At 68.0% G+C, this 22,671-nt stretch carries 24 protein-coding genes; 12 read left to right on the forward strand and 12 right to left on the reverse strand.

Translation table 11 applies throughout. The features are described from left to right. Positions 1 to 212: 212 nt before the first annotated feature. Both ADL25_RS10400 and ADL25_RS10405 read right to left on the reverse strand, forming a co-directional pair. Complete coding sequence (locus ADL25_RS10400; protein WP_059127374.1) at positions 213 to 425, reverse strand: DUF5326 family protein; 213 nt, start codon at positions 423 to 425, stop codon at positions 213 to 215. A 164-nt stretch (positions 426 to 589) separates the two neighbouring features. Further along, positions 590 to 907, reverse strand: a complete 318-nt coding sequence (locus ADL25_RS10405; RefSeq protein ID WP_059127375.1) for a cupin domain-containing protein — start codon at positions 905 to 907, stop codon at positions 590 to 592. A gap of 59 nt (positions 908 to 966) precedes the next feature. Here ADL25_RS10405 and ADL25_RS10410 point away from each other — a divergent pair, with 59 nt between their 5' ends. The 5 genes from ADL25_RS10410 to ADL25_RS10430 all read left to right on the forward strand — a co-directional run bounded on the left by ADL25_RS10410 (position 967) and on the right by ADL25_RS10430 (position 4,795). Then, positions 967 to 1,344 carry a phage holin family protein gene (locus ADL25_RS10410; protein ID WP_059127376.1) on the forward strand — a complete coding sequence of 126 codons (378 nt, stop codon included), beginning with the start codon at positions 967 to 969 and terminating at the stop codon, positions 1,342 to 1,344. Between the two features lie 9 nt (positions 1,345 to 1,353). Continuing rightward, positions 1,354 to 1,845, forward strand: a complete 492-nt coding sequence (locus ADL25_RS10415) for a low molecular weight protein-tyrosine-phosphatase (protein ID WP_059127377.1) — start codon at positions 1,354 to 1,356, stop codon at positions 1,843 to 1,845. Then, positions 1,842 to 2,993, forward strand: a complete 1,152-nt coding sequence (locus ADL25_RS10420; protein ID WP_059127378.1) for a cystathionine gamma-lyase — start codon at positions 1,842 to 1,844, stop codon at positions 2,991 to 2,993. The genes ADL25_RS10415 and ADL25_RS10420 overlap by 4 nt, the downstream gene beginning before the upstream one ends. Positions 2,994 to 3,251: 258 nt before the next feature. After that, positions 3,252 to 4,160: a LysR family transcriptional regulator gene (locus tag ADL25_RS10425; RefSeq protein ID WP_059127379.1), complete on the forward strand. Its 909-nt coding sequence runs from the start codon at positions 3,252 to 3,254 to the stop codon at positions 4,158 to 4,160. A 152-nt stretch (positions 4,161 to 4,312) separates the two neighbouring features. Then, the gene (locus ADL25_RS10430; RefSeq protein ID WP_059127380.1) at positions 4,313 to 4,795 is read left to right on the forward strand and encodes an NUDIX domain-containing protein; all 483 of its coding nucleotides are present in this window, start codon (positions 4,313 to 4,315) and stop codon (positions 4,793 to 4,795) included. A 30-nt stretch (positions 4,796 to 4,825) separates the two neighbouring features. Here the strand turns inward: ADL25_RS10430 and ADL25_RS10435 are convergent, their stop codons facing one another. Together ADL25_RS10435 and ADL25_RS10440 are read right to left on the reverse strand one after the other, a co-directional pair. Beyond that, on the reverse strand, positions 4,826 to 6,256 hold the full coding sequence (locus ADL25_RS10435) for a globin domain-containing protein (RefSeq protein ID WP_416070637.1): 1,431 nt from the start codon (positions 6,254 to 6,256) through the stop codon (positions 4,826 to 4,828). Positions 6,257 to 6,673: 417 nt separating this feature from the next. Beyond that, positions 6,674 to 7,306 (reverse strand): HAD family hydrolase, encoded by a 633-nt coding sequence (locus tag ADL25_RS10440; RefSeq protein WP_059127381.1) that lies wholly within the window; start codon positions 7,304 to 7,306, stop codon positions 6,674 to 6,676. A gap of 229 nt (positions 7,307 to 7,535) precedes the next feature. Here ADL25_RS10440 and ADL25_RS10445 point away from each other — a divergent pair, with 229 nt between their 5' ends. Further along, positions 7,536 to 8,408 carry a GNAT family N-acetyltransferase gene (locus tag ADL25_RS10445; protein WP_059127428.1) on the forward strand — a complete coding sequence of 291 codons (873 nt, stop codon included), beginning with the start codon at positions 7,536 to 7,538 and terminating at the stop codon, positions 8,406 to 8,408. Positions 8,409 to 8,480: 72 nt separating this feature from the next. Here ADL25_RS10445 and ADL25_RS10450 read toward each other — a convergent pair whose 3' ends face one another. Beyond that, entirely contained in the window at positions 8,481 to 9,689 is a 1,209-nt protein-coding gene (locus tag ADL25_RS10450; protein ID WP_059127382.1) for an MFS transporter, read from the reverse strand. A gap of 140 nt (positions 9,690 to 9,829) precedes the next feature. Between ADL25_RS10450 and ADL25_RS10455 the strand changes: the two genes are divergently transcribed. Continuing rightward, positions 9,830 to 10,288 carry a MarR family winged helix-turn-helix transcriptional regulator gene (locus ADL25_RS10455; RefSeq protein WP_059127383.1) on the forward strand — a complete coding sequence of 153 codons (459 nt, stop codon included), beginning with the start codon at positions 9,830 to 9,832 and terminating at the stop codon, positions 10,286 to 10,288. Positions 10,289 to 10,342: 54 nt separating this feature from the next. Continuing rightward, the gene (locus ADL25_RS10460) at positions 10,343 to 10,795 is read left to right on the forward strand and encodes a GNAT family N-acetyltransferase (RefSeq protein WP_059127384.1); all 453 of its coding nucleotides are present in this window, start codon (positions 10,343 to 10,345) and stop codon (positions 10,793 to 10,795) included. A 76-nt stretch (positions 10,796 to 10,871) separates the two neighbouring features. Here ADL25_RS10460 and ADL25_RS10465 read toward each other — a convergent pair whose 3' ends face one another. Next, positions 10,872 to 12,257, reverse strand: a complete 1,386-nt coding sequence (locus ADL25_RS10465; protein WP_059127385.1) for a serine hydrolase domain-containing protein — start codon at positions 12,255 to 12,257, stop codon at positions 10,872 to 10,874. Positions 12,258 to 12,809: 552 nt separating this feature from the next. Continuing rightward, positions 12,810 to 14,285: a replicative DNA helicase gene (gene dnaB / locus ADL25_RS10470; RefSeq protein ID WP_059127386.1), complete on the reverse strand. Its 1,476-nt coding sequence runs from the start codon at positions 14,283 to 14,285 to the stop codon at positions 12,810 to 12,812. Between the two features lie 460 nt (positions 14,286 to 14,745). On the opposite strand from dnaB, the gene ADL25_RS10475 reads away from it, so the two are divergent. Then, positions 14,746 to 16,083, forward strand: coding sequence for an MATE family efflux transporter (locus ADL25_RS10475; RefSeq protein ID WP_059127387.1), 1,338 nt, complete (start codon positions 14,746 to 14,748; stop codon positions 16,081 to 16,083). 158 nt (positions 16,084 to 16,241) lie between these two features. Here the strand turns inward: ADL25_RS10475 and rplI are convergent, their stop codons facing one another. From rplI to rpsF, 4 genes are all read right to left on the reverse strand, one after another. Next, entirely contained in the window at positions 16,242 to 16,688 is a 447-nt protein-coding gene (gene rplI, locus ADL25_RS10480) for a 50S ribosomal protein L9 (protein WP_059127388.1), read from the reverse strand. Between the two features lie 18 nt (positions 16,689 to 16,706). After that, a complete protein-coding gene (rpsR, locus tag ADL25_RS10485) occupies positions 16,707 to 16,943 on the reverse strand; it encodes a 30S ribosomal protein S18 (protein ID WP_003949403.1) in 237 nt (78 codons plus the stop codon). Positions 16,944 to 17,023: 80 nt separating this feature from the next. Continuing rightward, complete coding sequence (locus ADL25_RS10490) at positions 17,024 to 17,614, reverse strand: single-stranded DNA-binding protein (RefSeq protein ID WP_059127389.1); 591 nt, start codon at positions 17,612 to 17,614, stop codon at positions 17,024 to 17,026. Positions 17,615 to 17,688: 74 nt separating this feature from the next. Further along, the gene (gene rpsF / locus ADL25_RS10495; protein ID WP_059127390.1) at positions 17,689 to 17,979 is read right to left on the reverse strand and encodes a 30S ribosomal protein S6; all 291 of its coding nucleotides are present in this window, start codon (positions 17,977 to 17,979) and stop codon (positions 17,689 to 17,691) included. 264 nt (positions 17,980 to 18,243) lie between these two features. Here rpsF and ADL25_RS10500 point away from each other — a divergent pair, with 264 nt between their 5' ends. The 3 genes from ADL25_RS10500 to ADL25_RS10510 all read left to right on the forward strand — a co-directional run bounded on the left by ADL25_RS10500 (position 18,244) and on the right by ADL25_RS10510 (position 21,012). Beyond that, on the forward strand, positions 18,244 to 18,561 hold the full coding sequence (locus ADL25_RS10500) for a hypothetical protein (RefSeq protein ID WP_059127391.1): 318 nt from the start codon (positions 18,244 to 18,246) through the stop codon (positions 18,559 to 18,561). 158 nt (positions 18,562 to 18,719) lie between these two features. Next, entirely contained in the window at positions 18,720 to 19,838 is a 1,119-nt protein-coding gene (gene femX / locus ADL25_RS10505) for a peptidoglycan bridge formation glycyltransferase FemX (RefSeq protein ID WP_059127392.1), read from the forward strand. 142 nt (positions 19,839 to 19,980) lie between these two features. Beyond that, entirely contained in the window at positions 19,981 to 21,012 is a 1,032-nt protein-coding gene (locus ADL25_RS10510; RefSeq protein WP_059127393.1) for an alanine racemase, read from the forward strand. Positions 21,013 to 21,105: 93 nt separating this feature from the next. Here the strand turns inward: ADL25_RS10510 and ADL25_RS10515 are convergent, their stop codons facing one another. Further along, positions 21,106 to 22,614 carry a glycosyltransferase family 87 protein gene (locus ADL25_RS10515; RefSeq protein ID WP_059127394.1) on the reverse strand — a complete coding sequence of 503 codons (1,509 nt, stop codon included), beginning with the start codon at positions 22,612 to 22,614 and terminating at the stop codon, positions 21,106 to 21,108. Positions 22,615 to 22,671: the final 57 nt, after the last annotated feature.

Here is a 22,671-nt window from a genome sequence, read left to right on the forward strand (position 1 = left end):
CGTGCGGGGACACGGAAGGGGATGCGCCACGCGCGAGGCCTGCCGCGCGTCGAGCTCCGGACTTTAACGGTCCGCCACCCCCTGCCGACGGCCTCACCGAGAAAACTTCCCCCGGCCGAGGGAACCTCAGCCCGCTGTTTCCGGCCGCTTGTTCCGGCCCACCCCGTCCGGCAGCGCTCCGCCGCGCCGTACGCCCCGCTCGGTCACGACCGTCACCAGTCTCCGCGCGACGTAAAGCTCGACATGAACTTCCGCACGACGTAGATCAGCCCGCCGACCAGAGCGACGAACACCAGCAGCTTGAACAGCAGCCCGATGACAAAGCCGATGACGCTCGCGATCACACCCCCGAAGACGACCAGGGCGATGACCGGCACCGCGATCCACTTCACCCACCACGGCAAACCCGCGAAGATCTCTCGCATCGCCTTGTCCTTGTCTCTGTGCCCGTCGCCCCACGTCCAGTTCGGGGGCTCTGCTCACGGGTCCCTGTTCTGTCTTCGATGCTAGGGCCGCCGAGGGGCGGAGAGTACGCCTCGCATCCCTCGTCCTCCCCTGACCGTCCCCCTAGGGAACCCCGAAGCCGGCCTCAGCTCTCGGGCGGAGAGAACATCACCAGCACCCTCAGGTCCTCGGTGATGTGGTGGAACTTGTGGGCGACGCCGGCGGGCACGTAGACGACACTGCCGCGGGCGACCTGAGTGGTCTCCAGGCCCACGGTGATCGAGGCCCTGCCGCTGACCACGAAGTACACCTCGTCCTGCTGGTGCGGGGTCTGCGGGTCACGCTCGCCCGCGTCGAGCGCATACAGCCCGACCGACATGTTCCGCTCCCGCAGGAACTGCAGATAGGCACCCTCGTTGACTGCGCGCTCCGCCTCCAGTTCGTCCAGCCGGAATGCCTTCATCGCAGTTGTCCGCCCTTGCTCGGTACTCGTCTCTGATCGCGTCTGCCACGATCAGACACATGAAGAATTTCGTAGTCAAGACGATCGCCAACGCGGGGGCCCTGGCCGTCGCCGTCTGGATCCTGGACAAGATCACCCTCACCGGGACGAGCACCGGCAAGAAGATAGGCACGCTCATCGTCGTCGCCCTGCTCTTCGGCCTGGTGAACTTCCTGGTCAAGCCGGTCGTGAAGGTGCTGACCTTCCCGCTGTTCATCCTGACCCTCGGCCTGATCACCCTGGTCGTCAACGCACTGATGCTGCTGCTCACCTCGTGGATTGCGGGCAAGCTGGATCTGAGCTTCCACGTCGAGGGCTTCTGGACCGCCGTCCTCGGCGGCCTGATCATTTCGATCGTCTCCTGGGCGCTGCACATGGTGCTGCCCGACGAGGACTGAGTGAGCCCCATGACCTACCGCGTCTGCTTCGTCTGCACCGGCAACATCTGCCGTTCGCCGATGGCCGAGTCCGTCTTCCGCGCACGCGTCGAGGAGGCCGGTCTCGACGAGCTGGTCGAGGTCGACAGCGCGGGGACGGGCGACTGGCACGAGGGTGACGGCGCCGATCCGCGCACCGCCACCGTCCTGGAGGAGCACGGCTACGGCAGTGATCATGTCGCCCGCCAGTTCCGGGACTCCTGGTTCTCCCGGCTCGATCTCGTGATCGCGCTCGACTCCGGCCACCTCAAGGCCCTGCGGCGGCTCGCACCCACCCCCGAGGACGCGGCGAAGGTCCGGCTCCTGCGCTCCTACGATCCGGCGGCCGGCGACGACCTCGACGTGCCCGATCCTTATTACGGGGGGATGGACGGGTTCGAGGCCTGTCTTGAGATGGTGGAGACGGCGAGCCACGGGCTGCTCGCCGAGGTGAGAGAGCATCTGGAGGGACGGGCGGCATGAAGCCAGGGGACAACGACACGCCGGGTACGGGAATCGGCGACGGTACGCGCGCCGTCCGGGCGGGACTGCCCGAGCCGGTCAAGTACGAGCCGACGCTCCCGGGCCCCGTCTTCGCCGCGCACTTCCATCTGCCCGGAGAGCCGACCGGTCCGTACACCTACGGTCGTGACGAGAACCCCACCTGGACCCATCTGGAGCGGGCCATCGGCGAGCTGGAGGCGCCCGGCGAGGACGTCGAGACGCTCGCCTTCGCCTCCGGCATGGCCGCGATCTCGGCGGTTCTCTTCTCGCAGCTGCGCGCCGGTGACACCGTGGTGCTGCCCACGGACGGCTACCAGGTGCTGCCCCTGGTACGTGAGCAGCTGACCGCCTACGGCGTCGAGGTGCGCACCGCGCCCACCGGCGACGACGCCCAGCTCGGTGTGCTCGACGGCGCCAAGCTGCTGTGGATCGAGACACCCTCGAACCCGGGGCTCGACGTCTGCGACCTGCGCAGGATCGTCGAGGTGGCGCACGCGCAGGGCACCCTCGTCGCCGTCGACAACACCCTGGCGACCCCGCTCGGGCAACGGCCCCTGGAGCTGGGCGCCGACTTCTCCGTGGCCAGCGGCACCAAGATGCTCACCGGACACGGTGACCTGCTGCTCGGGTACGTGGCGTCCCGTGATGCCGGCCTCATGTCCTCGGTGCGACGCTGGCGCAAGATCGTCGGGGCGATCCCCGGCCCCATGGAGGCATGGCTCGCACACCGCTCACTGGCCACGCTCCATCTGCGCGCCGAGCGTCAGACGGCCAACGCGCTCGCGCTCGCCGAGGTGCTCCGCGGCCGCCCCGAGGTGACCGGGCTGCGGTATCCGGGTCTGCCCGACGACCCCGCCCACAAGATCGCCGCGCAGCAGATGCGGCGCTTCGGGTGCGTGGTGTCGTTCTCCTTGCCCACGCGTGCCCACGCCGAGCGCTTTCTCGAGGCCCTGCGGCTCGTCGACGACGCCACGAGTTTCGGCGGTGTGCGGTCCACGGCCGAGCGGCGTGGACGCTGGGGCGGTGACGCGGTGCCGGAGGGCTTCATCCGCTTCTCCGCCGGTGCGGAGGACCCGCAGGACCTGGTGGCCGATGTGCTCCGTGCGCTGGACGAATCGGCATACTGACCCACGTCGTGGCGGTGACACCCGCTCCGGCTACGCAGTTCCGGAGCGTCGAGGCACCGCCCCGGGGATACTTTCTACGTACAACGGACGGTCCGAGCCTCCCCCCTCGTGGCTCGGACCGCCCCGGTTCTGCGCGCGAAGAACCGCGCGACCAAGGCTAGTTGACTCTGTGTCAGTGTCCAATCACAGTAGCGACAGCGACCTATCGACTTATTTATAGTTGGGCGCCGTCGGGGTGCGAGGAGGGGAGAGAACACGATGGATCTGGCCCTGCTGCGGACCTTCGTGACCGTGCACCGGGCAGGTTCCTTCACCCGCGCCGCGGCGCTGCTCGGCCTCTCGCAACCGGCGGTCACCTCGCAGATCCGCACCCTGGAACGGCAACTGGGCCGCCCCCTCTTCCTACGGCAGGCCCGTGGAGTGACCCCCACGACCATCGGGGACGAACTCGCGCACAAGGCGGCACCTCATCTCGACGCCCTGGTGGAGATCACCGAGACCGGACTCGACGAGCACTCCTCGCTGCGCACCCTCCACCTCGCGGGCCCTCCGGAGTTCACCGCCGAGCGGGCCCTTCCCGCCCTCGTGGAACTGTCCGACGACGGCGGACAGAGGCTCGCGCTGCGCGCCTCCTTCGGGAACGCCGACGAGACCCTGGAAGGGCTTTCCGCCGGGCACCACGATCTGGCCATCACCACGACCCGTCCGCGTGGCGTCCTGCTCACGGCGACTCCGCTCTGCGACGAAGAGCATGTCCTGGTCGCCTCCCCCCGCTGGGCCGCACGCATCGGCGGCCCCGGCAAGCTGCGCCGCAAAGGCGCCCAGGCGCTGGAGAACCTTCCGGTGGTCGAGGTGCACGAATCCCTGCCCTTCGTCTCCCGCTACTGGGCCTCCGTCTTCGACTCCCTGCCGGCCGCCTCCGGCTCCGTGATCGTCCCCGATCTGCGTGCGGTCCTCGCCTGCGCCGTCACCGGTGCCGGACTCGCCGTGCTGCCCCGCTATCTCTGCGGCTCCTCACTGGAGCGGGGCGATGTGGTGGCCCTCCATGAACCCGCGGTCCCTCCGCTGCGGACGTACTTCCTCGTGGTCCGTACGGGGACACTGGCCATGCCGCACATAGCCCGGGCACATGAGTGGCTGCTGCGTACAGCAGCCGATTGGTGCTGATCGAGGATGAGACGCCATATCCGGCGCCACAACCGGGACGCTGGGCGCTCTCGGCGCACCGTCACTGGGCGCAACCGGGGATTCACGTGGGATTCGACTCCGTGTGGAGTGAGCGATGTTTCACGTGGAACAGGTTGGGCCACATTCCACCCATGACCGTTCGCCCCGTGGTCAAGCGCACCGCCCGCGCCATCCTGCTCGATGGCGACGACCTGATTCTGATCAAGCGCACCAAGCCCGGCGTCGATCCCTACTGGGTCACACCAGGCGGCGGCGTCGAGCCGTCGGACGCGACCGTCATCGACGCCCTCCACCGCGAGGTGCACGAAGAGCTCGGCGCCAAGATCACCGATGTCGTGCCCTGCTTCGTCGACACGGTCGAGCACATCGGCGAGGGGGGTGGCGCGACCGGTGTAAAGGTCCAGCACTTCTTCGTCTGCCGACTTGAGTCCATGGACGAGCGTCTGCGGCACGGTCCCGAGGTCGAGGAACCCGCCGGCGAGTACGAGATCGTGCGGGTGCCCTTCACACGGGTCGGTATCGCGTCCGTCCATCTTGTGCCGCTGTCCCTGCGGCACTATCTCGACGGGAACATCGAAGGCGTACGAGCCATGCACGCGCCCGATCTGGGCTGACGTCGTGCACAGCGGTCCGGTGGGCGGCAGTCAGGGTCCGGCGGCGACCAGTTCCTCCACCGAGTCATGTCGTATGCGCTCCGCCGGTATTCCGATGTCCCGGAGCACGCCCACACCGCTGCGGATCATTCCGGGCGGTCCCGAGAGATAGGCGTCGTACTCGTTCCAGGGCCCGTACCCGCGTATGACGTCCGGCAGCTGCTGGTCCGCCTGCTCGTCGACGACCGGCCGGACCGACAGCCAGGAATGGCTCTGCTGGAGTCGCAGCATGGTGTCGATGTCGTACAGGTCGTGGTCGGTGCGCGCCCCGTAGAAGACCTCGACCGGGCGTCGCTCGCCGTGTTCGGCGACATCCTCGACCAGGGCCTTGATGGGTGCGATACCGGTGCCGCCGCCGAGACAGAGCAGCCCGCTGTGCGTGGTGTGGTCGACGGTCATCGTGCCGGCGGGCGGGCCGAGGCGGATGACATCGCCGGGGCGGGCCCGGTGGACGAGCGCGTTGGAGACCCAGCCCGCGGGGACCGCCTTCACATGGAACGAGAGCAGTCCGTCCGAACGCGGCGCCGAGGCGAAGGAGTAGTGCCGCCATACCCGCGGCCACCACGGGGTCTCCACGCTGGTGTACTGCCCGGCGAGGAACGGGTACGGCTGGTCGGGGCGCACGGTGATCACCGCGATGTCCGGTGTGCGCAGGTCGTGCGAGACCACCTCGGCATACCACCAGGCCGGAGCCCGCAACTCGTCCGCAGCCGCCGCGTCGATCATCACCTGGGAGATCGTCGTGTACGCCCGCACCCAGGCCGCCTCGGTCTGCTCGTCCCAGATCGCGGGGGCGTACTTGCTCAGCGCGCCGATAAGGCATTCGCCGACGGCCGGGTAGTGCTCGGGCCGGGTGCCGTACTTGCGGTGGCCGCGACCGAGGTTCTGCAGATAGGCGACGAGGATCTCGGTGTTGTCCATGTGCTCGGCGGCGGTCAGCAATGCCTTGAGCAGCCTGTCCCGCTGAGTGTCCATGGCAGCGGGGAACAACGGCCTCAGATCGGGGTGGCGCACGAACAGCAGCGCGTAGAAGTACGAGGTGACCTTGTCGGCGATGGGCCCGACCTCGGCCATGGTCCGCCGGATGAGCACGGCGTCGGGCGATGGCTCGGGCTCGGGGGCGGTGCGGCGAGGGGACGGCTGCCGCTCCGGGGAGGCCACCCCGTGGGCGGGTTCCGGCTCGGTGATGGGGCGACCCGAGGGGGCGGCCGCTCCCGACCGCGGATGTATTCGGGGCTGTTCGGCACCGCCACCGGAGGTCGGGCGGCCGACGGGCCGCATCGCCGCCAGACGGCTGCCCTCGGGAGTCTCCTGCTCCCCACCCGGGGGTGTCTGGGGCTGGCTGCGGGGCGTGAACCAACCGCCCCCGCCGCTGCCGCCGGACGTGCCGTCGTCGGCCGACATGGTGGTCGGAGCGTTCATGGTGTGCCTCGCCTCGAACATCTTTCGGTCGGTCTGCGCACTTCCCCGGCCGGAGGGTGACTGCTTCACCCCGCCGACGGCCCTGCTTCCCCCCGTTCGGTCCCTCAAGTCCAATGCGGCACAGTCAACCTGGAATCCCGCGGTGTACGGACTGGTAAGCCAAGAGTGTGATGTTGGCCGCAGCACTCTCACCGCAGCATCCCACTCGGCCCCGGCTCTCGGCCGTGTAACAGAGAATGCGGGCCTTCGATCTCTCCGTCCCGTTAAGCTGCATTGGCATGCGTTCGCGCCCTGCGGAACGTGCGCACATCACACCGGACGCGAACCGGACTCGACCATACCGGTCGCCGTCTCACACACAAGTCCCCTTTGGGTCGGCCGTGAAGCGGCAACGGCGCGAACCAGTGATTTCCTCGATTACCGGGCGCGGCGAACCAATTCATAGGCATCCCACAGATCCCGCCCGGTATACGTGTGGGTCGCACGGCCTTCCAGATGCCGGTCCGCATTGACCGCGACAGACACCGGAACCACCTCGAACAGGTCCTTGTCCGACAGCGAGTCACCGTAGGCGACGCAGTCGGTGAGGCCTACTCCGAACTCCGTGCAGAGTCCGGCCGCGATCCGCACCTTGGCGGCGGAGCTCATGAGTCCCGCCGGATCCACGGGCTCCCTGAAGGGCAACGCGGGGAAGCGGGAGCCGAACGTCGCATGCGCTCCCCACTGCGTCAGCCGCTCCACGAAGAACGAGGGCGAGAGCGAGATCACGACGCAGTAGTCGCCGGCCTCGCGGATCTCCGTCCACACCTCCTGGATACGGGTCAGCCAGGGAGCCGCCGTGAACGCGGCCGCCACATGCTCCTCCGTGAGTTCCTTCCATAGCCCGTACACCTGCGTGGCGTACTCCGGCGGTCCTATGCGCCCGCTCGCGATCGCCGTGTCCAGCGCCACGGTCTCGGCCTCCAGGCCGAGTTGCCGCGATATCTCCACGGGTGCCGTCGTCCCATGCAGCAACGTCCCGTCCAGATCGAAGAGATGCAGTCTCGCCATGGGCAAGGAGGCTAGCGTCCGCCTGCTCCCTCGTCCCGGGATGCCCCTCGGCCGTCCGGGATCCGGCCCGTCATTCGCCCACCGACGACCGGTCGTGATCGGATCATCACCGTTTCACGTGAAACATCTGACCCTGTCCTGCGCGGTCGGGCGCGGCATGGCGAAAAGGGTGTGCGTTCGACCTCAAACCGGTGGACGCCAGTGGCTCATGTCAGACAGCCTGACCTGCGTGTCGACACCTTCCCTCGCCGATCTGCCCATTCGCCGTCTGACGCCCCGCGATCTCATCGCCTGCGCCGACTTGTCCCAGGACCGGGGGTGGCCACGCGAGGAACACAAGTGGGGACTTCTCCTGGCCGCCGGAAAGGGCTACGGAATCGACGACCCGCACGGTGGCCTCGTCTCCGCCTGTGTCGTGACCCAGTACGGGACCGAGTACCGACCCGATCTGAGCGCCATCGGCATGGTGCTCGTCGCCGAACGGCATGCCCGTCAGGGCGTCGGTCGTCGTCTGATGCGGCATGTGGTGGCCGAGTCGGGCGCCACCGCCACTCCGCTCACGCTCTACGCAACGCCCCATGGCCGACCCCTTTACGAAGGGCTCGGCTTCAAGGTCACGGGCAGCGCCGAGATGGTGCGCGGCCGTTTCACGCCCGATGGGGCCGCATCGGGCGTCGCCACCCGTGCGGCCACCGGCGAGGACCTCGCCGCCCTTGTCCGGCTCGACGCGGAGGTGTTCGGTGCCGACCGCACCCATGTGATCACCCGCCTGCCCGCCTTCGCCGACCAGTTGCGTGTCGCCGAGGAGAACGGACGGATCATCGGTTACGCGGCCGCCTGGCCCAACATGGACACCCACGTCGTGGGTCCGCTCATCGCCCGCGACACCGAGACGGCGAAGGCCCTGATCGCGTCGCTCGCCGCCCACACCTCCCGGCCGCTGCGCACCGACGTCGATGTGCGCCATGAGGAACTGCTGAGCTGGCTGAAGGAACGCGGCCTCGCCTCCGTCGGCTTCAACGCGGTCATGACCCATGGCATCCCGGACCTGCCCGGCGACTGGACGCGGCGCTTCGCCCCGGTGACGGTCGCCGCCGGCTGAGCCGGTCTCCGGACAAGACGCGTGCCCGGGAGGCCGGAGACACGCGTCTCGTCCATGGAAGGGGCAGCCCGGTCAGTGGTGCACCGCAGCGGGCCGCTCGCTGGGCACACCACCCGTCACGACCGTGCCGGAGGTCGTCTCGCGGCGCTCCAGGGCCGCGGAGAGGAAGGCCAGCAGCAGAGCCGACACCGCGAGGAGCGCGCCGACCCAGTTGGGGGCGGTGTAGCCGAGCCCTGCGGCGATCACCATGCCACCGAGCCATGCGGACAACGCATTGCCGAGGTTGAAGGCGCCGATGTTGGCGGCCGAGGCGAGCGTCGGGGCACCATGGGCGTGATCCAGCACCCGCTTCTGCAGCGGAGGCACGGTGGCGAACCCGAGGGCCCCGACCAGGACGATCGTGAGCGCGGCAAGCAGCTTGTTGTGCGCGGTCAGTGTGAACAGCGCGAGGACGAGGGCCAGACCGCCGAGCGACACGTACAGCATGGGCATGAGCGCGCGGTCCGCGTACCGGCCGCCGATGAGATTGCCGCCCACCATGCCCAGTCCGAACAGCACCAGCAGCAAGGTGACCGAGCTGTCGGCGAATCCTGTGACGTTGGTCATCATCGGCGCGATGTAGGTGATGGCAGCGAACACGCCGCCGAAGCCGAGGACGGTCATCGCCATGGCGAGCAGGACCTGGACGTTCTTGAATGCGGCCAGCTCGTGGCGGAGGTGGACGCCTTCCGGCTTGGGCAGGTCGGGCACGAGCTTCGCGACACCGAGCAGCCCGATCACGCCGAGTGCGGCGACTAGTGCGAAGGTGACCCGCCAGCCGGCGGACTGCCCGACGAGAGTGCCGAGCGGAACACCCACGACGTTGGCGATGGTCAGGCCGCTGAACATCATGGAGATGGCGGCGGCCTTCCGCTGTGGAGCGACCAGCTCGGCAGCGACGACCGAGCCGATGCCGAAGAAGGCGCCATGGGCCAGGGATGCCACCACACGGCCCACCAGCATCAGACCGAAGGCCGGGGCTACGGCGGAGATCAGGTTGCCGAGGACGAAGAGGCCCATCAGGAGCATCAGCATCCGCTTGCGGGAGACCTTGGTACCGAGCGCGGTCATGATCGGGGCACCGAACATCACACCCAGGGCATAGCCGGTCACCAGCAGACCGGCCGTGGGGATGGTGACTCCGAAGTCGTCGGCGACCTCGGGTAGCACTCCCATGATCACGAATTCCGTGGTTCCGATCCCGAAGGCCCCGATCGCGAGGGCCAGAAGCGCGAGAGGCATGAGGTAGACCTTCCAAGCGATTGCATGTGCGCTTTGTAAGCGTACACATTAATTGCAGACGCGCCATATATGCAATCGCAGGCTATTGCGGCGGTGCCCTATCCTGGAGGGTGAGCCGCTCCGGGACGGAGGACAACGCCATGACAGCGACGGACCCCTCGCTCACCGCCCTTGCCCAGGGTTGGTGTGCCCTCTCCCTGCTCCACGGGAGGATCGAGGCCCGTATCGAGCGAGCCCTGCAGGCCAGGCACGGACTCAGTGTCCGCGAGTACTCCCTGCTGGACGTGCTGAGCCGCCAGCACGACGGCGAGGGAGGACATCTCCAGATGAAGCAGGTCGCCGACGCGGTGGTTCTCAGCCAGAGCGCCACGACCCGGCTGGTCACACGGCTCGAGGACCGTGGTCTGCTCGCGCGCTACCTCTGCCCGACCGATCGCCGCGGGATCTACACCAACGTCTCCGAGGCCGGCCTCCAGCTCCTCGAAGAGGCCCGTCCCACCAATGACGCCGCACTGCGCGAGGCACTGGACGAAGCGACCAAGAACCCCGAGCTGGCACCGCTGGTCCGCGTCGTCGAGTCGTTGAGCGTGCCCGCGTAGCGGGCCCCCCACCTCAGCATCCGGTGAGCTCGCCCCTCCACGTAGGGTGCGGGCATGGGAGACCTTGAGATACGCCCTGTCGTCACGGACGACGTTTCCGCCGTCGTCGTCATGCTGGCCGACGACCCGCTCGGCGCCCGGCGTGAGTCGCCGGACGATCTGACGCCGTACCTGAACGCGTTGGAGCGGGTGAACGGGGATCCGAATCAGCACCTCATGGTCGCCGTACGCGACGGCCGTATCGTCGGGACCCTCCAGCTTTCGATCATCCCGGGGCTGTCCCGCCGGGGTGCGACGCGCTCGATCGTCGAGGCTGTACGCATCCACGCCGATGAACGCGGCAGCGGCCTCGGTACACAGCTCCTCCAGTGGGCGATCGACGAATCCCGCCGCCAGGACTGCCAGTTGGTCCAGCTGACGTCCGATGTCAGCCGGACGGATGCCCACCGCTTCTACGAGCGTCTGGGATTCGAGGCATCGCACATGGGGTTCAAGCTCGCGCTCTGAGCGGACCCCGCCTTACCGGTCCACCCGGCCGGCGCCGCGTTTCACGTGAAACACGGCGTCGGCCGGGCAACGGTCGCTAGCCGATCCCTCGCCATCCGTCCGGGTCCACTCCGCCCGGCACTGAAGCGCTCTCGTCGTACGGCTGACGCGTGAACACGAACGACCCGACGTCCAGGTGCCTCACGACACCGTCGGGGGTTCGCACGGCCCGCAGCAGCTCTCCGGCGTAGTAGCCCTCCAACCCCGTCCATGTGCCGTCACCGTTCGCACGGAACCGGGAGCGACGGCCGTTGCCGGACAGCGGCTCCAACGCGATGAGCCCGTCCGCCGTGATGCGCAGGGCGAAACCGTACGTCCCCCAGTACCACTGTCCCGCCCACTCCAGCACGGACGGATCGACGTCCGACCACGGGCGCCATGGCCCGGGGATCCTCGGTTCGGCCTCGGCGACGATACGGACGAGATCGGCACCCACCGTGGACACCTGCAGGCCGGAGGTGCAGTTCGCCAGGACAACGGCCGCGACGTCGTCCTCCACACCGATGGTGAGACAGGCGAGAAAGCCCGGCAGAGACCCCGTGTGTCCCACCAGAAGCCGCTCGCCCGAACGCCTGGTCTCCAGACCCAGACAGTAGGCGTAGCCGGCCATCACATCGGCGCTTTCAGGGGGAGCCGCCGGCGTGCGCATCTCCAGAAGCGACTGGGCGCTCAGCACCCGGTCATCGCCCTGGACCAGGAAGGCCGCGAATCTGGCCAGGTCACCGGTCGTGGACCACAGTTGCCCAGCCGGGGCCATCCGCCCGAGGTCCTCGGACGGTTCCGGAAGCATGACATCGGCCCAGGGATGCACCGCCCAGCCTCCTGCGTGGGGCGCTCGAGGACGCCCGCTCGTGCGACGCAGGTCCAGCGGCTCGAGCACCTCGCTGCGCAGGACCTCCTCCCACGGGGCTCCCCGCAGCTTCTCGACCAGCGCTCCCAGCAACGTGTAGCCGGGGTTCGAGTAGTGGAACCGCCTGCCGGCCGCATGCAGGAACGGCTGCTCACCCAGCACGTCCGCGAGCTCCGGACGCAGGGATCCGGGTGTGCGCTCCCACCACGGCGCAGGTGACTCGGCCGCCAGACCGCTTGTGTGGGAGAGCAGTTCGGCGATGGTCACCTCCCCGGCCACGGTGCCCGGCAGATGCTTCTCCAGCGGGTCTCCGAGGTCCAGGAGCCCCTCGTCCCGCAGCCGCATCACCAGAACCGCGGTGAAGGTCTTGGTGATGGAACCGATCCGGTACTGCACGTTCTCGTCGGGCGCGTGACCGTCCACGGAGGTGCGCGAGCCGTGCCACACCGTCCGTCCGCCCCGCACGACGGCGGCCACCAGCGACGGCGCCCGCCCTTCGGCCTGCGCAACGGCGATCCGATGCAACAGAGCCCGACGCGTCGCGGGAAGCAGATCCTCTTGAGGTGTCGTCATGACTACAGTCCACCCCGCCCGGCATTTCCACGTCGAGCGCAATATCCGGCCCCTGCCGACGGGCCACCGTTCAGCGGAGGTGATGCACGGCGGAACGAGGCGCTGCGACCGCCGCGTCCGAGCTTCAACTCCCCTGTCACTTCCTCACGTCGGTGCCAGGGGCCGTGCTGGAGGATGGAGACGTGCAGCTTCCATACGTCCATCGCGTCAGCAAGTACGACCCCGCCGAACGTGACGAACATGGGCACTACACCGGCACCGAGGACACCGTCAGCGATCACGGCAAGACCGAGCTCTGACCCCAACTCGTGAGCTGCAGGTTTCCGCGACCTGTGTCATCTGCTGGAGTGCGGCTCCGTGTCAGCTGCTCAATCGGCGGGACCTCGGCCGAGAGCTCCTCGAAGCACATGGCCCACTTCGCGATGGCGCTGTCCGGCTCGATGAAACGGCGGTTCACACACTCAATGGCCTGAGCAGGCCCTCCGGCGCGTCGCAGCGGCACTCTCGTCGTCTCGAGCGAGGAAGAACACTGTGTCGTGGGCCATCTGAAGATCAGGTCTGCGCCATGTCCACGAATCGTGAGTAGTGGCCCTGGAAAGCGACCGTGATCGTCGCCGTCGGGCCGTTACGGTGCTTGCCGACGATGATGTCCGCCTCGCCGGCTCGGGGGGACTCCTTCTCGTAGGCGTCCTCGCGGTGCAGCAGGATCACCATGTCGGCGTCCTGCTCGATCGAGCCGGACTCACGCAGGTCGGACACCATCGGCTTCTTGTCGGTGCGCTGTTCGGGGCCTCGGTTGAGCTGCGAGAGTGCGATCACCGGCAGCTCCAGCTCCTTGGCCAGGAGCTTGAGGTTCCGGGACATCTCCGATACCTCCTGCTGCCGGCTCTCGGACCGCTTGGAGCCGGACTGCATCAGCTGCAGATAGTCGATGACGACCAGCTTGAGGTCGTTGCGCTGCTTCAGGCGCCGGCATTTGGCACGGATCTCCATCATCGACAGGTTCGGCGAGTCGTCGATGTAGAGAGGGGCGGCCGAGACATCGGGCATCCGCCGGGCGAGGCGGGTCCAGTCCTCGTCGGTCATCGTGCCGGACCGCATGTGGTGCAGCGCCACCCGCGCCTCGGCGGACAGCAGTCGCATCGCGATCTCGTTGCGGCCCATCTCGAGCGAGAAGATCACACTCGGCAGGTTGTGCTTGATGGACGCCGTCCGCGCGAAGTCCAGTGCCAGGGTCGACTTACCCATGGCGGGACGGGCCGCGACGATGATCATCTGGCCCGGGTGCAGACCATTGGTGAGCTGGTCGAGATCGGTGAAGCCGGTCGGCACGCCGGTCATCTCCCCCGAGCGTGAACCGATCGCCTCGATCTCGTCGAGCGCGCCCTCCATGATCTCGCTGAGCGGCAGGTAGTCCTCGGCGGTGCGCTGCTCGGTGACGGCGAAGATCTCGGCCTGGGCGCTGTTGACGATCTCGTCGATGTCGCCGTCGGCCGCGTATCCCATCTGTGTGATGCGGGTGCCGGCCTCGACCAGGCGGCGCAGGACCGCCCGCTCGTGCACGATCTGCGCGTAGTACTCGGCGTTGGCAGCGGTCGGAACCGTCTGGACCAGGGTGTGCAGATACGGGGCACCGCCGACCTTGGTGATCTCACCGCGCTTGGTCAGCTCGGCTGCGACCGTGATGGGGTCGGCCGGTTCACCCTTCGCGTACAGGTCGAGGATCGCCTGGTAGATCGTCTCGTGCGCGGGCCGGTAGAAGTCGTGGCCCTTGAGGATCTCGACGACGTCGGCGATGGCGTCCTTGGACAGGAGCATGCCGCCGAGCACGGACTGCTCCGCGTCCAGGTCCTGCGGCGGGACACGCTCGAAGGAGGAGCCCGCGCCGTCCCATGCGCCACTGTCCTGACCGCGGTCGTGCTGCTCGTCGCGGCCTCGGCCACCGTCACGGCCCTGGCGAGAGGCAGGGACACGATCACCCGGAGCGCTGTCGGCCCACGGATCGTCCAAGGGCTCGGAAATGCTCACCGGGCCGCCTCCTCCCGTCCGCCGCGCGGACCTCGCCGTGCACCTCATTTCTAGGGCACGACACTGACAAAGCGAGAAGCCCTGCTCCGGTTCTAGCGCGTCGGTTTTGTGCGTTTTCCGAGGACGGAGGAGGGAGCGGGCGCCGCACCACGTTAGGCCCGTCGGCACCGTCAGCCAATCTGGTTATCCACAGGCCATGTGGACGAGCGCCCGGATGCTGTGGAGAACTCCTCAAAACCTGTGCACGGTGCGGTGGACAGTCCTGTGAACAAGCCCTCAGGCACCCCGTCAAAAACTCGTTGACCAGCACCTTTCCCATCCACCGGCTGTGCAGAAGAAAAACTTCCCCCGTAAGAGCAAGATCCCCGCGAAGGGGACACGACGCCGCGTCACACTTGGATCTTCGTAAGGGTCACAACTGCTTTGCGTCACTTACCTGTGGACGGTTAGATTGGTGCCCATGACACAGGCCCCGGCGACACCGCGCGCCATTCGACACCGGCACGATCGGGAGATCGTCGCACTGGCCGTTCCGGCCTTCGGCGCACTCGTCGCAGAGCCCCTGTTCGTGATGGCCGACAGTGCGATCGTCGGCCATCTCGGCACTGCGCAACTGGCCGGCCTCGGAGTCGCCTCGGCGCTCCTCACCACCGCCGTGAGCATCTTCGTCTTCCTCGCCTATGCCACGACAGCCGCGGTCGCCCGCCGGGTCGGCGCCGGCGAACTCAGGGCGGCCATCCGCCAGGGCATGGACGGCATCTGGCTCGCGCTGCTCTTGGGAGCCGCCGTGATCGCCGTCGTCCTGCCCACCGCCCCCGGCATCGTCGAGCTCTTCGGTGCATCGCAGACAGCCGCCCCCTATGCGACGACGTATCTGCGGATCTCCGCCCTGGGCATCCCCGCAATGCTGGTGGTGCTTGCCGCGACCGGTGTCCTGCGGGGGCTGCAGGACACCCGGACACCGCTGTACGTCGCCATCGCCGGCTTCGTCGCCAACGCCGTCTTGAACGCGACTCTCGTCTACGGCGCCGGTCTGGGGATCGCGGGCTCCGCTTGGGGAACGGTCATTGCCCAGTGCGGTATGGCCACCGTTTATCTGGTCGTCGTCGTCCGTGGAGCACGTCGGCATGGTGCCTCGTTGCGGCCTGATACGGCCGGGATACGTGCCTCGGCGCAGGCCGGAGTGCCTCTGTTGGTCCGCACATTGTCCTTGCGGGCGATCTTGATGATCGCCACTGCCGTCGCCGCACGGCTCGGGGACGCGGATATCGCCGCGCATCAGATCGTCCTGTCCCTGTGGAGCCTGCTCGCCTTCGCCCTGGACGCGATCGCCATCGCCGGACAGGCCATCATCGGACGCTGTCTCGGAGCGAACGATCCCCAAGGAGCCCGCGATGCGTGCCGCCGCATGATGCAGTGGGGCATCGCCACCGGGGTCGGACTCGGTCTGCTCGTTCTCGCGACCCGTCCGCTCTTTCTGCCCTTGTTCACGGGCGATCCGCGTGTCCATCAGGCGGCCCTACCGGCCCTGATCCTCGTGGCCGTCTCACAGCCCATCTGCGGCGTCGTTTTTGTGCTCGACGGCGTACTGATGGGTGCGGGGGACGGACGCTATCTCGCTTGGGCCATGTTGCTGACCCTGGCGGTCTTCGCACCCGTAGCCCTACTCGTCCCCGTCCTCGGTGGAGCGCTCACCGCGCTGTGGGCAGCCATGACCTTGATGATGACCGTGCGCTTGGTCACCTTGTGGCTGCGCTCTCGTTCGGGCCACTGGATCGTGACCGGGGCGACGCGCTGAGCGGACCCGAGGTCTCGGGTTCATGCCGTTTCACGTGAAACGGCGTCCTGATTCGCGCTGTTTCACGTGAAACGGCACCCGCCCTTGGTCGGACACGAAGAAGGGCCGTACCCGACGGGTACGGCCCTTCCCTCAGCTGTTCAAGCCGAGCGCAGCGTTCACGCCGCGACAACCTCGATGCTGACCTTGGCGGCAACCTCGGGGTGCAGACGCACGGACGTCTCGTGGGCGCCCAGCGTCTTGATCGGGGTGCCCAGCTCGATGCGTCGCTTGTCCACCTCGGGGCCACCGGAGGCCTTGATCGCCGAGGCGATGTCGGCCGGGGTGACGGAACCGAACAGACGGCCGGCATCGCCGGAGCGAACGGCCAGACGGACCTTGACACCCTCGAGCTGGGCCTTGATCTGGTTGGCCTGCTCGATGGTCTGGATCTCGTGGATCTTGCGAGCACGACGGATCTGCTCGACGTCCTTCTCGCCGCCCTTGGTCCAGCGGATCGCGAAGTTCCGCGGGATCAGGTAGTTGCGAGCGTAGCCGTCCTTGACGTCGACGACCTCGCCGGCGGCACCGAGGCCGGAGACCTCGTGGGTGAGGATGATCTTCATGTGTCGGTCACCCTTCCCTTAGCGCGCGGTGGACGTGTAGGGCAGCAGCGCCATCTCACGGCTGTTCTTGACGGCCGTGGCGACGTCACGCTGGTGCTGCGTGCAGTTGCCGGTCACGCGGCGGGCACGGATCTTGCCGCGGTCGGAAATGAACTTCCGCAGCATGTTCGTGTCCTTGTAGTCCACGTACGTGACCTTGTCCTTGCAGAAAGCGCAGACCTTCTTCTTCGGCTTGCGCACAGGCGGCTTCGCCATGGTGTTTCTCCTGTGTGATCAAGAAGTGTGGGTACGGCCCACCTTCGCCCCGTCCGGGTCCGAGGACCCGGCGCAAAGGCCTAGAAGGGGGGCTCGTCCGAGTAGCCGCCGCCACCACCGCCGCCGCCGGAGCCGCCGCCCCAGCCGCCACCGCCCTGGCCACCGGCCGGAGCGCCGGTCGCCCACGGGTCGTCGGCCGGAGCGCCGCCGCCCTGCTGGCCGCCACCGGGGCCGCCGCCCCAGCCGCCGCCACCCTGGCCGCCGCCACCGCCGCCGCCGTAACCACCCTGCTGCCCACCGCGTCCGGCCGCGGTCTTGGTGACCTTGGCCGTGGCGTTGCGCAGGCTCGCGCCGACCTCGTCGACGTCAAGCTCGTAGACCGTGCGCTTGACGCCCTCACGGTCCTCGTAGGACCGCTGCTTCAGCCGGCCCTGCACGATGACGCGCATGCCTCGCTGGAGCGACTCGGCGACGTTCTCCGCCGCCTGACGCCAGACCGAGCAGGTCAGGAACAGGCTCTCGCCGTCCTTCCACTCGTTCGTCTGCCGGTCGAAGGTGCGGGGGGTGGACGCGACACGGAACTTCGCGACCGCCGCACCGGACGGGGTGAAGCGCAGCTCGGGGTCATCGACAAGATTGCCGACGACCGTGATGACGGTCTCGCCTGCCATGGGGGAACCTCTCGGCGGGTTTGCTGCTGGCTGCTTGTGCTGCTACTCGGATCCCGGGATCACTGAGCGAAAGCTCAGTGGGTCTCGGGACGGAGGACCTTGGTCCGGAGGACCGACTCGTTCAGGTTCATCTGGCGGTCGAGCTCCTTGACGACCGCAGGCTCGGCCTGCAGGTCGATGACCGAGTAGATGCCCTCGGGCTTCTTCCTGATCTCGTACGAGAGACGACGACGACCCCAGGTGTCGACCTTCTCGACCTTTCCGCCGCCGTCACGGACGACCGAAAGGAAGTTGTCGATCAGCGGGGAGACAGCACGCTCCTCGAGATCGGGGTCGAGGATGACCATCACCTCGTAGTGACGCATGTGGAACCCACCTCCTCTGGACTCAGCGGCCACGGTCGTTCCGTGGCAGGAGGGTTGTGATGCGTACGCAACGGTATCGGCCGCCACTGACAATCGGGTGTCGGTCGGCGGTTGACCCGGCACGGCCTGGGCAGACACCGGTGCAGACGGTACAGAGTACCCGCACACGTGCTTCCGGTTGAAATCCGGCCGGGTAGCCCGTCAATCTGTACACGTCGGGTGTGTATGGCGCTACGATGCGCCGCCTTCCGCAGGAGGTGCCCTATGGCACAGGTATTGCGACCCAACACCACCGGTTCTCTCTTCGCCACGGACGGCAAGGCCCATCCCGTCCAGGACACCCTTCTCCTGGTGACCCTGGTGCTCGGGATCACGTCCTTCGTCACGGCGATGTTCCACAGCCTGCATCTGATCAGCTCCTGGACCGGCCTGGTGGGGATCTTCACCGGTGCCTTCGGCCAGTACATCTCCGTCACGACCCGTGAGCGCTTCGGCCTGATCCTGGGCCTCGGCGCCGCGGCCATCGGCTTCTTCCTCGGCATGGCCCACGGCGGTCTCTTCGGCGGCGTCGTCGGCAGCTGACGCCGGATCCCTCCGCGGCTTCACCGGCCGCGGCGGGATCCGATGGGCACAGAGGTTCCATACAGCCATTCGGGGCGCTCGTAGGGCGCAGTAGGCTTCGGCGCGAGAGCCGGAGCCCCTGTACCCATGGGGACACACCAGCCCGAGGAGCGCCCCGAATGAGCCTGACCCTGAGGACGATCAGCCGCGAGCAGCATCTGGCGTACATCCAGAGCCTGCCGGCGGCGAGCCACATGCAGGTCCCGGCCTGGGCAGACGTCAAGGCGGAGTGGCGCTCCGAGAGCCTCGGCTGGTTCGACAAGAGCGGTGAACTCGTTGGCGCGGGGCTCGTCCTGTACCGCCAGCTGCCCAAGCTCAAGCGCTACCTCGCCTATCTGCCCGAGGGCCCGGTCATCAACTGGTTCGCGCCGAATCTGAACGACTGGATCCAGCCGATGCTCGCGCACCTCAAGCAGCAGGGCGCCTTCTCGGTGAAGATGGGCCCGCCGGTGATCATCCGGCGCTGGGAGGCGAGCTCCATCAAGCAGGGCATCCAGGACCCGGACGTGAAGCGTCTGCGCGACATCGAGGCGGACTTCATCGAGCCGCGAGCCTTCGAGGTCGCCGACAAGCTGCGCCGCATGGGGTGGCAGCAGGGCGAGGACGGCGGCGCCGGCTTCGGTGACGTGCAGCCCCGGTACGTCTTCCAGGTGCCGCTCGCCAACCGCTCCCTGGAAGAAGTCCACAAGAACTTCAACCAGCTGTGGCGCCGCAACATCAAGAAGGCCGAGAAGGCCGGCGTCGAGGTGGTCCAGGGCGGCTACCACGACCTCGACGAATGGCAGCGGCTGTACGAGATCACGGCCGTGCGCGACCACTTCCGGCCCCGCCCGCTGTCGTACTTCCAGCGCATGTGGACGGCTCTCAACAGCGAGGACCCCAACCGCATGCGGCTGTACTTCGCACGGCACAACGGCGTGAACCTCTCGGCCGCGACGATGCTGATCGTCGGCGGACACGTGTGGTATTCCTACGGCGCCTCCGACAACGTCGGGCGCGAGGTCCGGCCCTCGAACGCGATGCAGTGGCGGATGCTGCGCGACGCCTACGCGCTCGGCGCCACCGTCTACGACCTGCGCGGCATCTCCGACTCCCTGGACGAGACCGACCACCTCTTCGGCCTGATCCAGTTCAAGGTGGGCACGGGCGGGCAGGCCGCCGAGTACCTCGGCGAATGGGACTTCCCCCTGAACAAGCTGCTCCACAAGGCGCTCGACCTCTACATGTCGCGCCGCTGACTTCGGCGCCGCAGCCGACGCCGCGGCCCCCGGGCCGACGGCCCGAGCGCTCCGGCATCGCCCGCCGGCCCGGCGGATACGCCACAATTTCCTCTCAGACCTCTGACACACGGCAGCCACAAGAAAGGTTCCGGGACCGGCCATGGCGCTCACGCTCTACGTCGACACCGCGCGCTGGCGGGCACACCACAAGCACGTGCGGGAGCAGTTCCCGGGGCTCGTCCCCGTCTGCAAGGGCAACGGCTACGGCTTCGGCCACGAGCGGCTGGCGGAGGAGGCCACCCGGCTGGGAGCCGACGTCCTCGCCGTCGGCACGACGTACGAGGCGGCCCGGATCAAGGACTGGTTCGGCGGTGACCTGCTGGTGCTGACGCCCTTCCGGCGCGGCGAGGAGCCCGTTCCGCTGCCCGACCGGGTCATCCGCTCGGTGTCGTCCGTGGACGGCGTGTACGGGCTCGTGGGGGCCCGCGTGGTCATCGAGGTGATGTCCTCGATGAAGCGGCACGGCGTGAGCGAGCAGGAGCTGTCCCTTCTGCACGCCGCCATCGAGAACGTCCGCCTCGAAGGCTTCGCCATTCATCTGCCCCTCGACCGCACGGACGGCTCCGACGCCGTCGAGGAGGTCATCGGCTGGATGGACCGGCTGCGTGCGGCCCGGCTGCCGCTGCACACGATGTTCGTGAGCCACCTCAAAGCCGAGGAACTGGTCCGGCTCCAGCAGCAGTTCCCGCAGACGCGCTTCCGTGCCCGTATCGGCACCCGGCTCTGGCTGGGGGACCACGAGGCCACGGAGTACCGCGGTGCCATCCTGGACGTCACGAGGATCTCCAAGAGCGAGCGCTTCGGCTACCGGCAGCAGAAGGCGGCCTCCGACGGCTTCCTGACCGTCGTGGCGGGCGGAACGTCGCACGGGGTGGGTCTGGAGGCCCCCAAGGCCCTGCACGGCGTCATGCCGCGCGCCAAGGGCGTCGCCCGGGCCGGTCTCGCGACGGTGAACCGGAATCTTTCGCCGTTCGTCTGGGCGGGCAAGCAGCGCTGGTTCGCCGAGCCCCCGCACATGCAGGTCTCGATCCTCTTCATCCCCGCGGATGCCACCGAGCCGAAGGTCGGCGACGAGTTGGTGGCCCACCTGCGCCACACCACGACGCAGTTCGACAGGATCGTCGACCGCTGAGGGCGGGTCGCAACCGCCCCGAGCACGCACCGCAGAGGCCGTACACGGAATCCGTGTACGGCCTCTGTCATGGGGTCCTGTGGTTCTGTTCGCTCAGGGCGAACCCTTTCCCGTGGGCTCCGCGGCGGCGCTGCCCCACTCCACGTGCGGTCCCTCGAAGTGTGCCGCGTGCCGGGGCGGATGAGCCGCGGCCCCCAGCGCGAAGACGTCCGGCGCACCGTCCAGCACACCGCCCGACGGATCGTCGTCACCGGCCTGGCGCACTGTGTCCCGTTCCGGCATGAAGATGTCGCGTACGACCATGGCGCACAGGAAGAGCGTGCCCAAGAGGTGTGCGGCGATGGCGACTTGGTATCCGTCCGTCGGCAGGCCCTTGTGAGCGTCTCCGCTGGTCGTGTACGCGAGGTACATCCAGATCCCCAGGAAGTACGCCACCTCGCAGGCCTGCCAGATCAGGAAGTCCCGCCAGCGGGGCCTGGCCAGCGCTGCCAGGGGAACCAGCCACAGCACGTACTGCGGCGAGTAGACCTTGTTGGTGAGGATGAACGCCGCGACGATCAGGAACGCGAGCTGTGCGAAGCGCGGTCGGCGCGGAGCCGTCAGCGTCATCGCGGCGATACCCAGACAGGCGAACACCATCAAGATCATCGCGCAGATGTTGGCCGTGTCCTTGGTGATCGCGATGTTGAACCAGCGCGAGATGAACAGGAAGACCGAGCCGAAGTCGACGCCGCGTTCACGGCTGAAGCTGTAGAACTTCGACCAGCCCTCGGGGGCGAGGAACATCACAGGCAGATTGACCAGGAGCCACGCGCCGACGGCCCCCAGGAGGGCGGTCCCGTACTCCCGCCATCTACCCGCCCGCCAACACAGCACGAGCAGCGGTCCGAGAACCAGGAACGGATAGAACTTGGCGGCCGTGGCGAGCCCGACGAGGACTCCGAAAGCGAGCACCCGGCCGCGCGACCACATCAGCATCGCGGCGGCCAGCAGGGCCACGGCAAACAGGTCCCAGTTGATGGTGGCCGTCAGTGCGAAGGCGGGCGCCAGCGCGACCAGGAGGCCGTCCCAGGGGCGTCGGCGGTGCGTGCGTGCGGTGCATACGGCGATGACCACGGCGCACACCATGAGCATCCCGGCGTTGACCATCCAGTAGGTCTGCTCCCGGGACTGGAGGGCGCCGCTGCCCGGGGTCAGCCACGAAGCGACCTCCATGAACACACCGGTGAGTACGGGGTACTCCAGGTAGCTCATGTCGCCCGGAAGCCTGTCGAAGTACGGCACGAGCCCGTCGGCGAAACCGCGCCCCTGGTAGAGGTGCGGGATGTCCGAGTAGCACGCGTGCGTGTACTGGGCGCTGGCCCCGAAGAACCAGCCGCTGTCGTAGCAGGGCAGTTTCTGGACCATCCCCAGGGCGAACATCCCGATCGCGACGAGCGCCACGACCCGTACGGGAGTCCACCAGGAGGTCCCGAGCAGCGCACGCCGTCCGATAGGGCCGCCGATCAGCTCACTGCCGGCCGCGGCGACCTCGTCTTCCCGGGTCGGCCGCACCGTGTCCGGCTCGTGGACGCTCGCACGCGTCGTCTCTGCACTGGGCATGGGGCTCATACTGCCGCATCAGAGTAGGAGCACGCTGAGGGCCGCCACACCTGGTCG

The organism is Streptomyces sp. NRRL F-5122, assembly GCF_001507435.1.
GTDB classification, from domain to species: domain Bacteria; phylum Actinomycetota; class Actinomycetes; order Streptomycetales; family Streptomycetaceae; genus Streptomyces; species Streptomyces lannensis.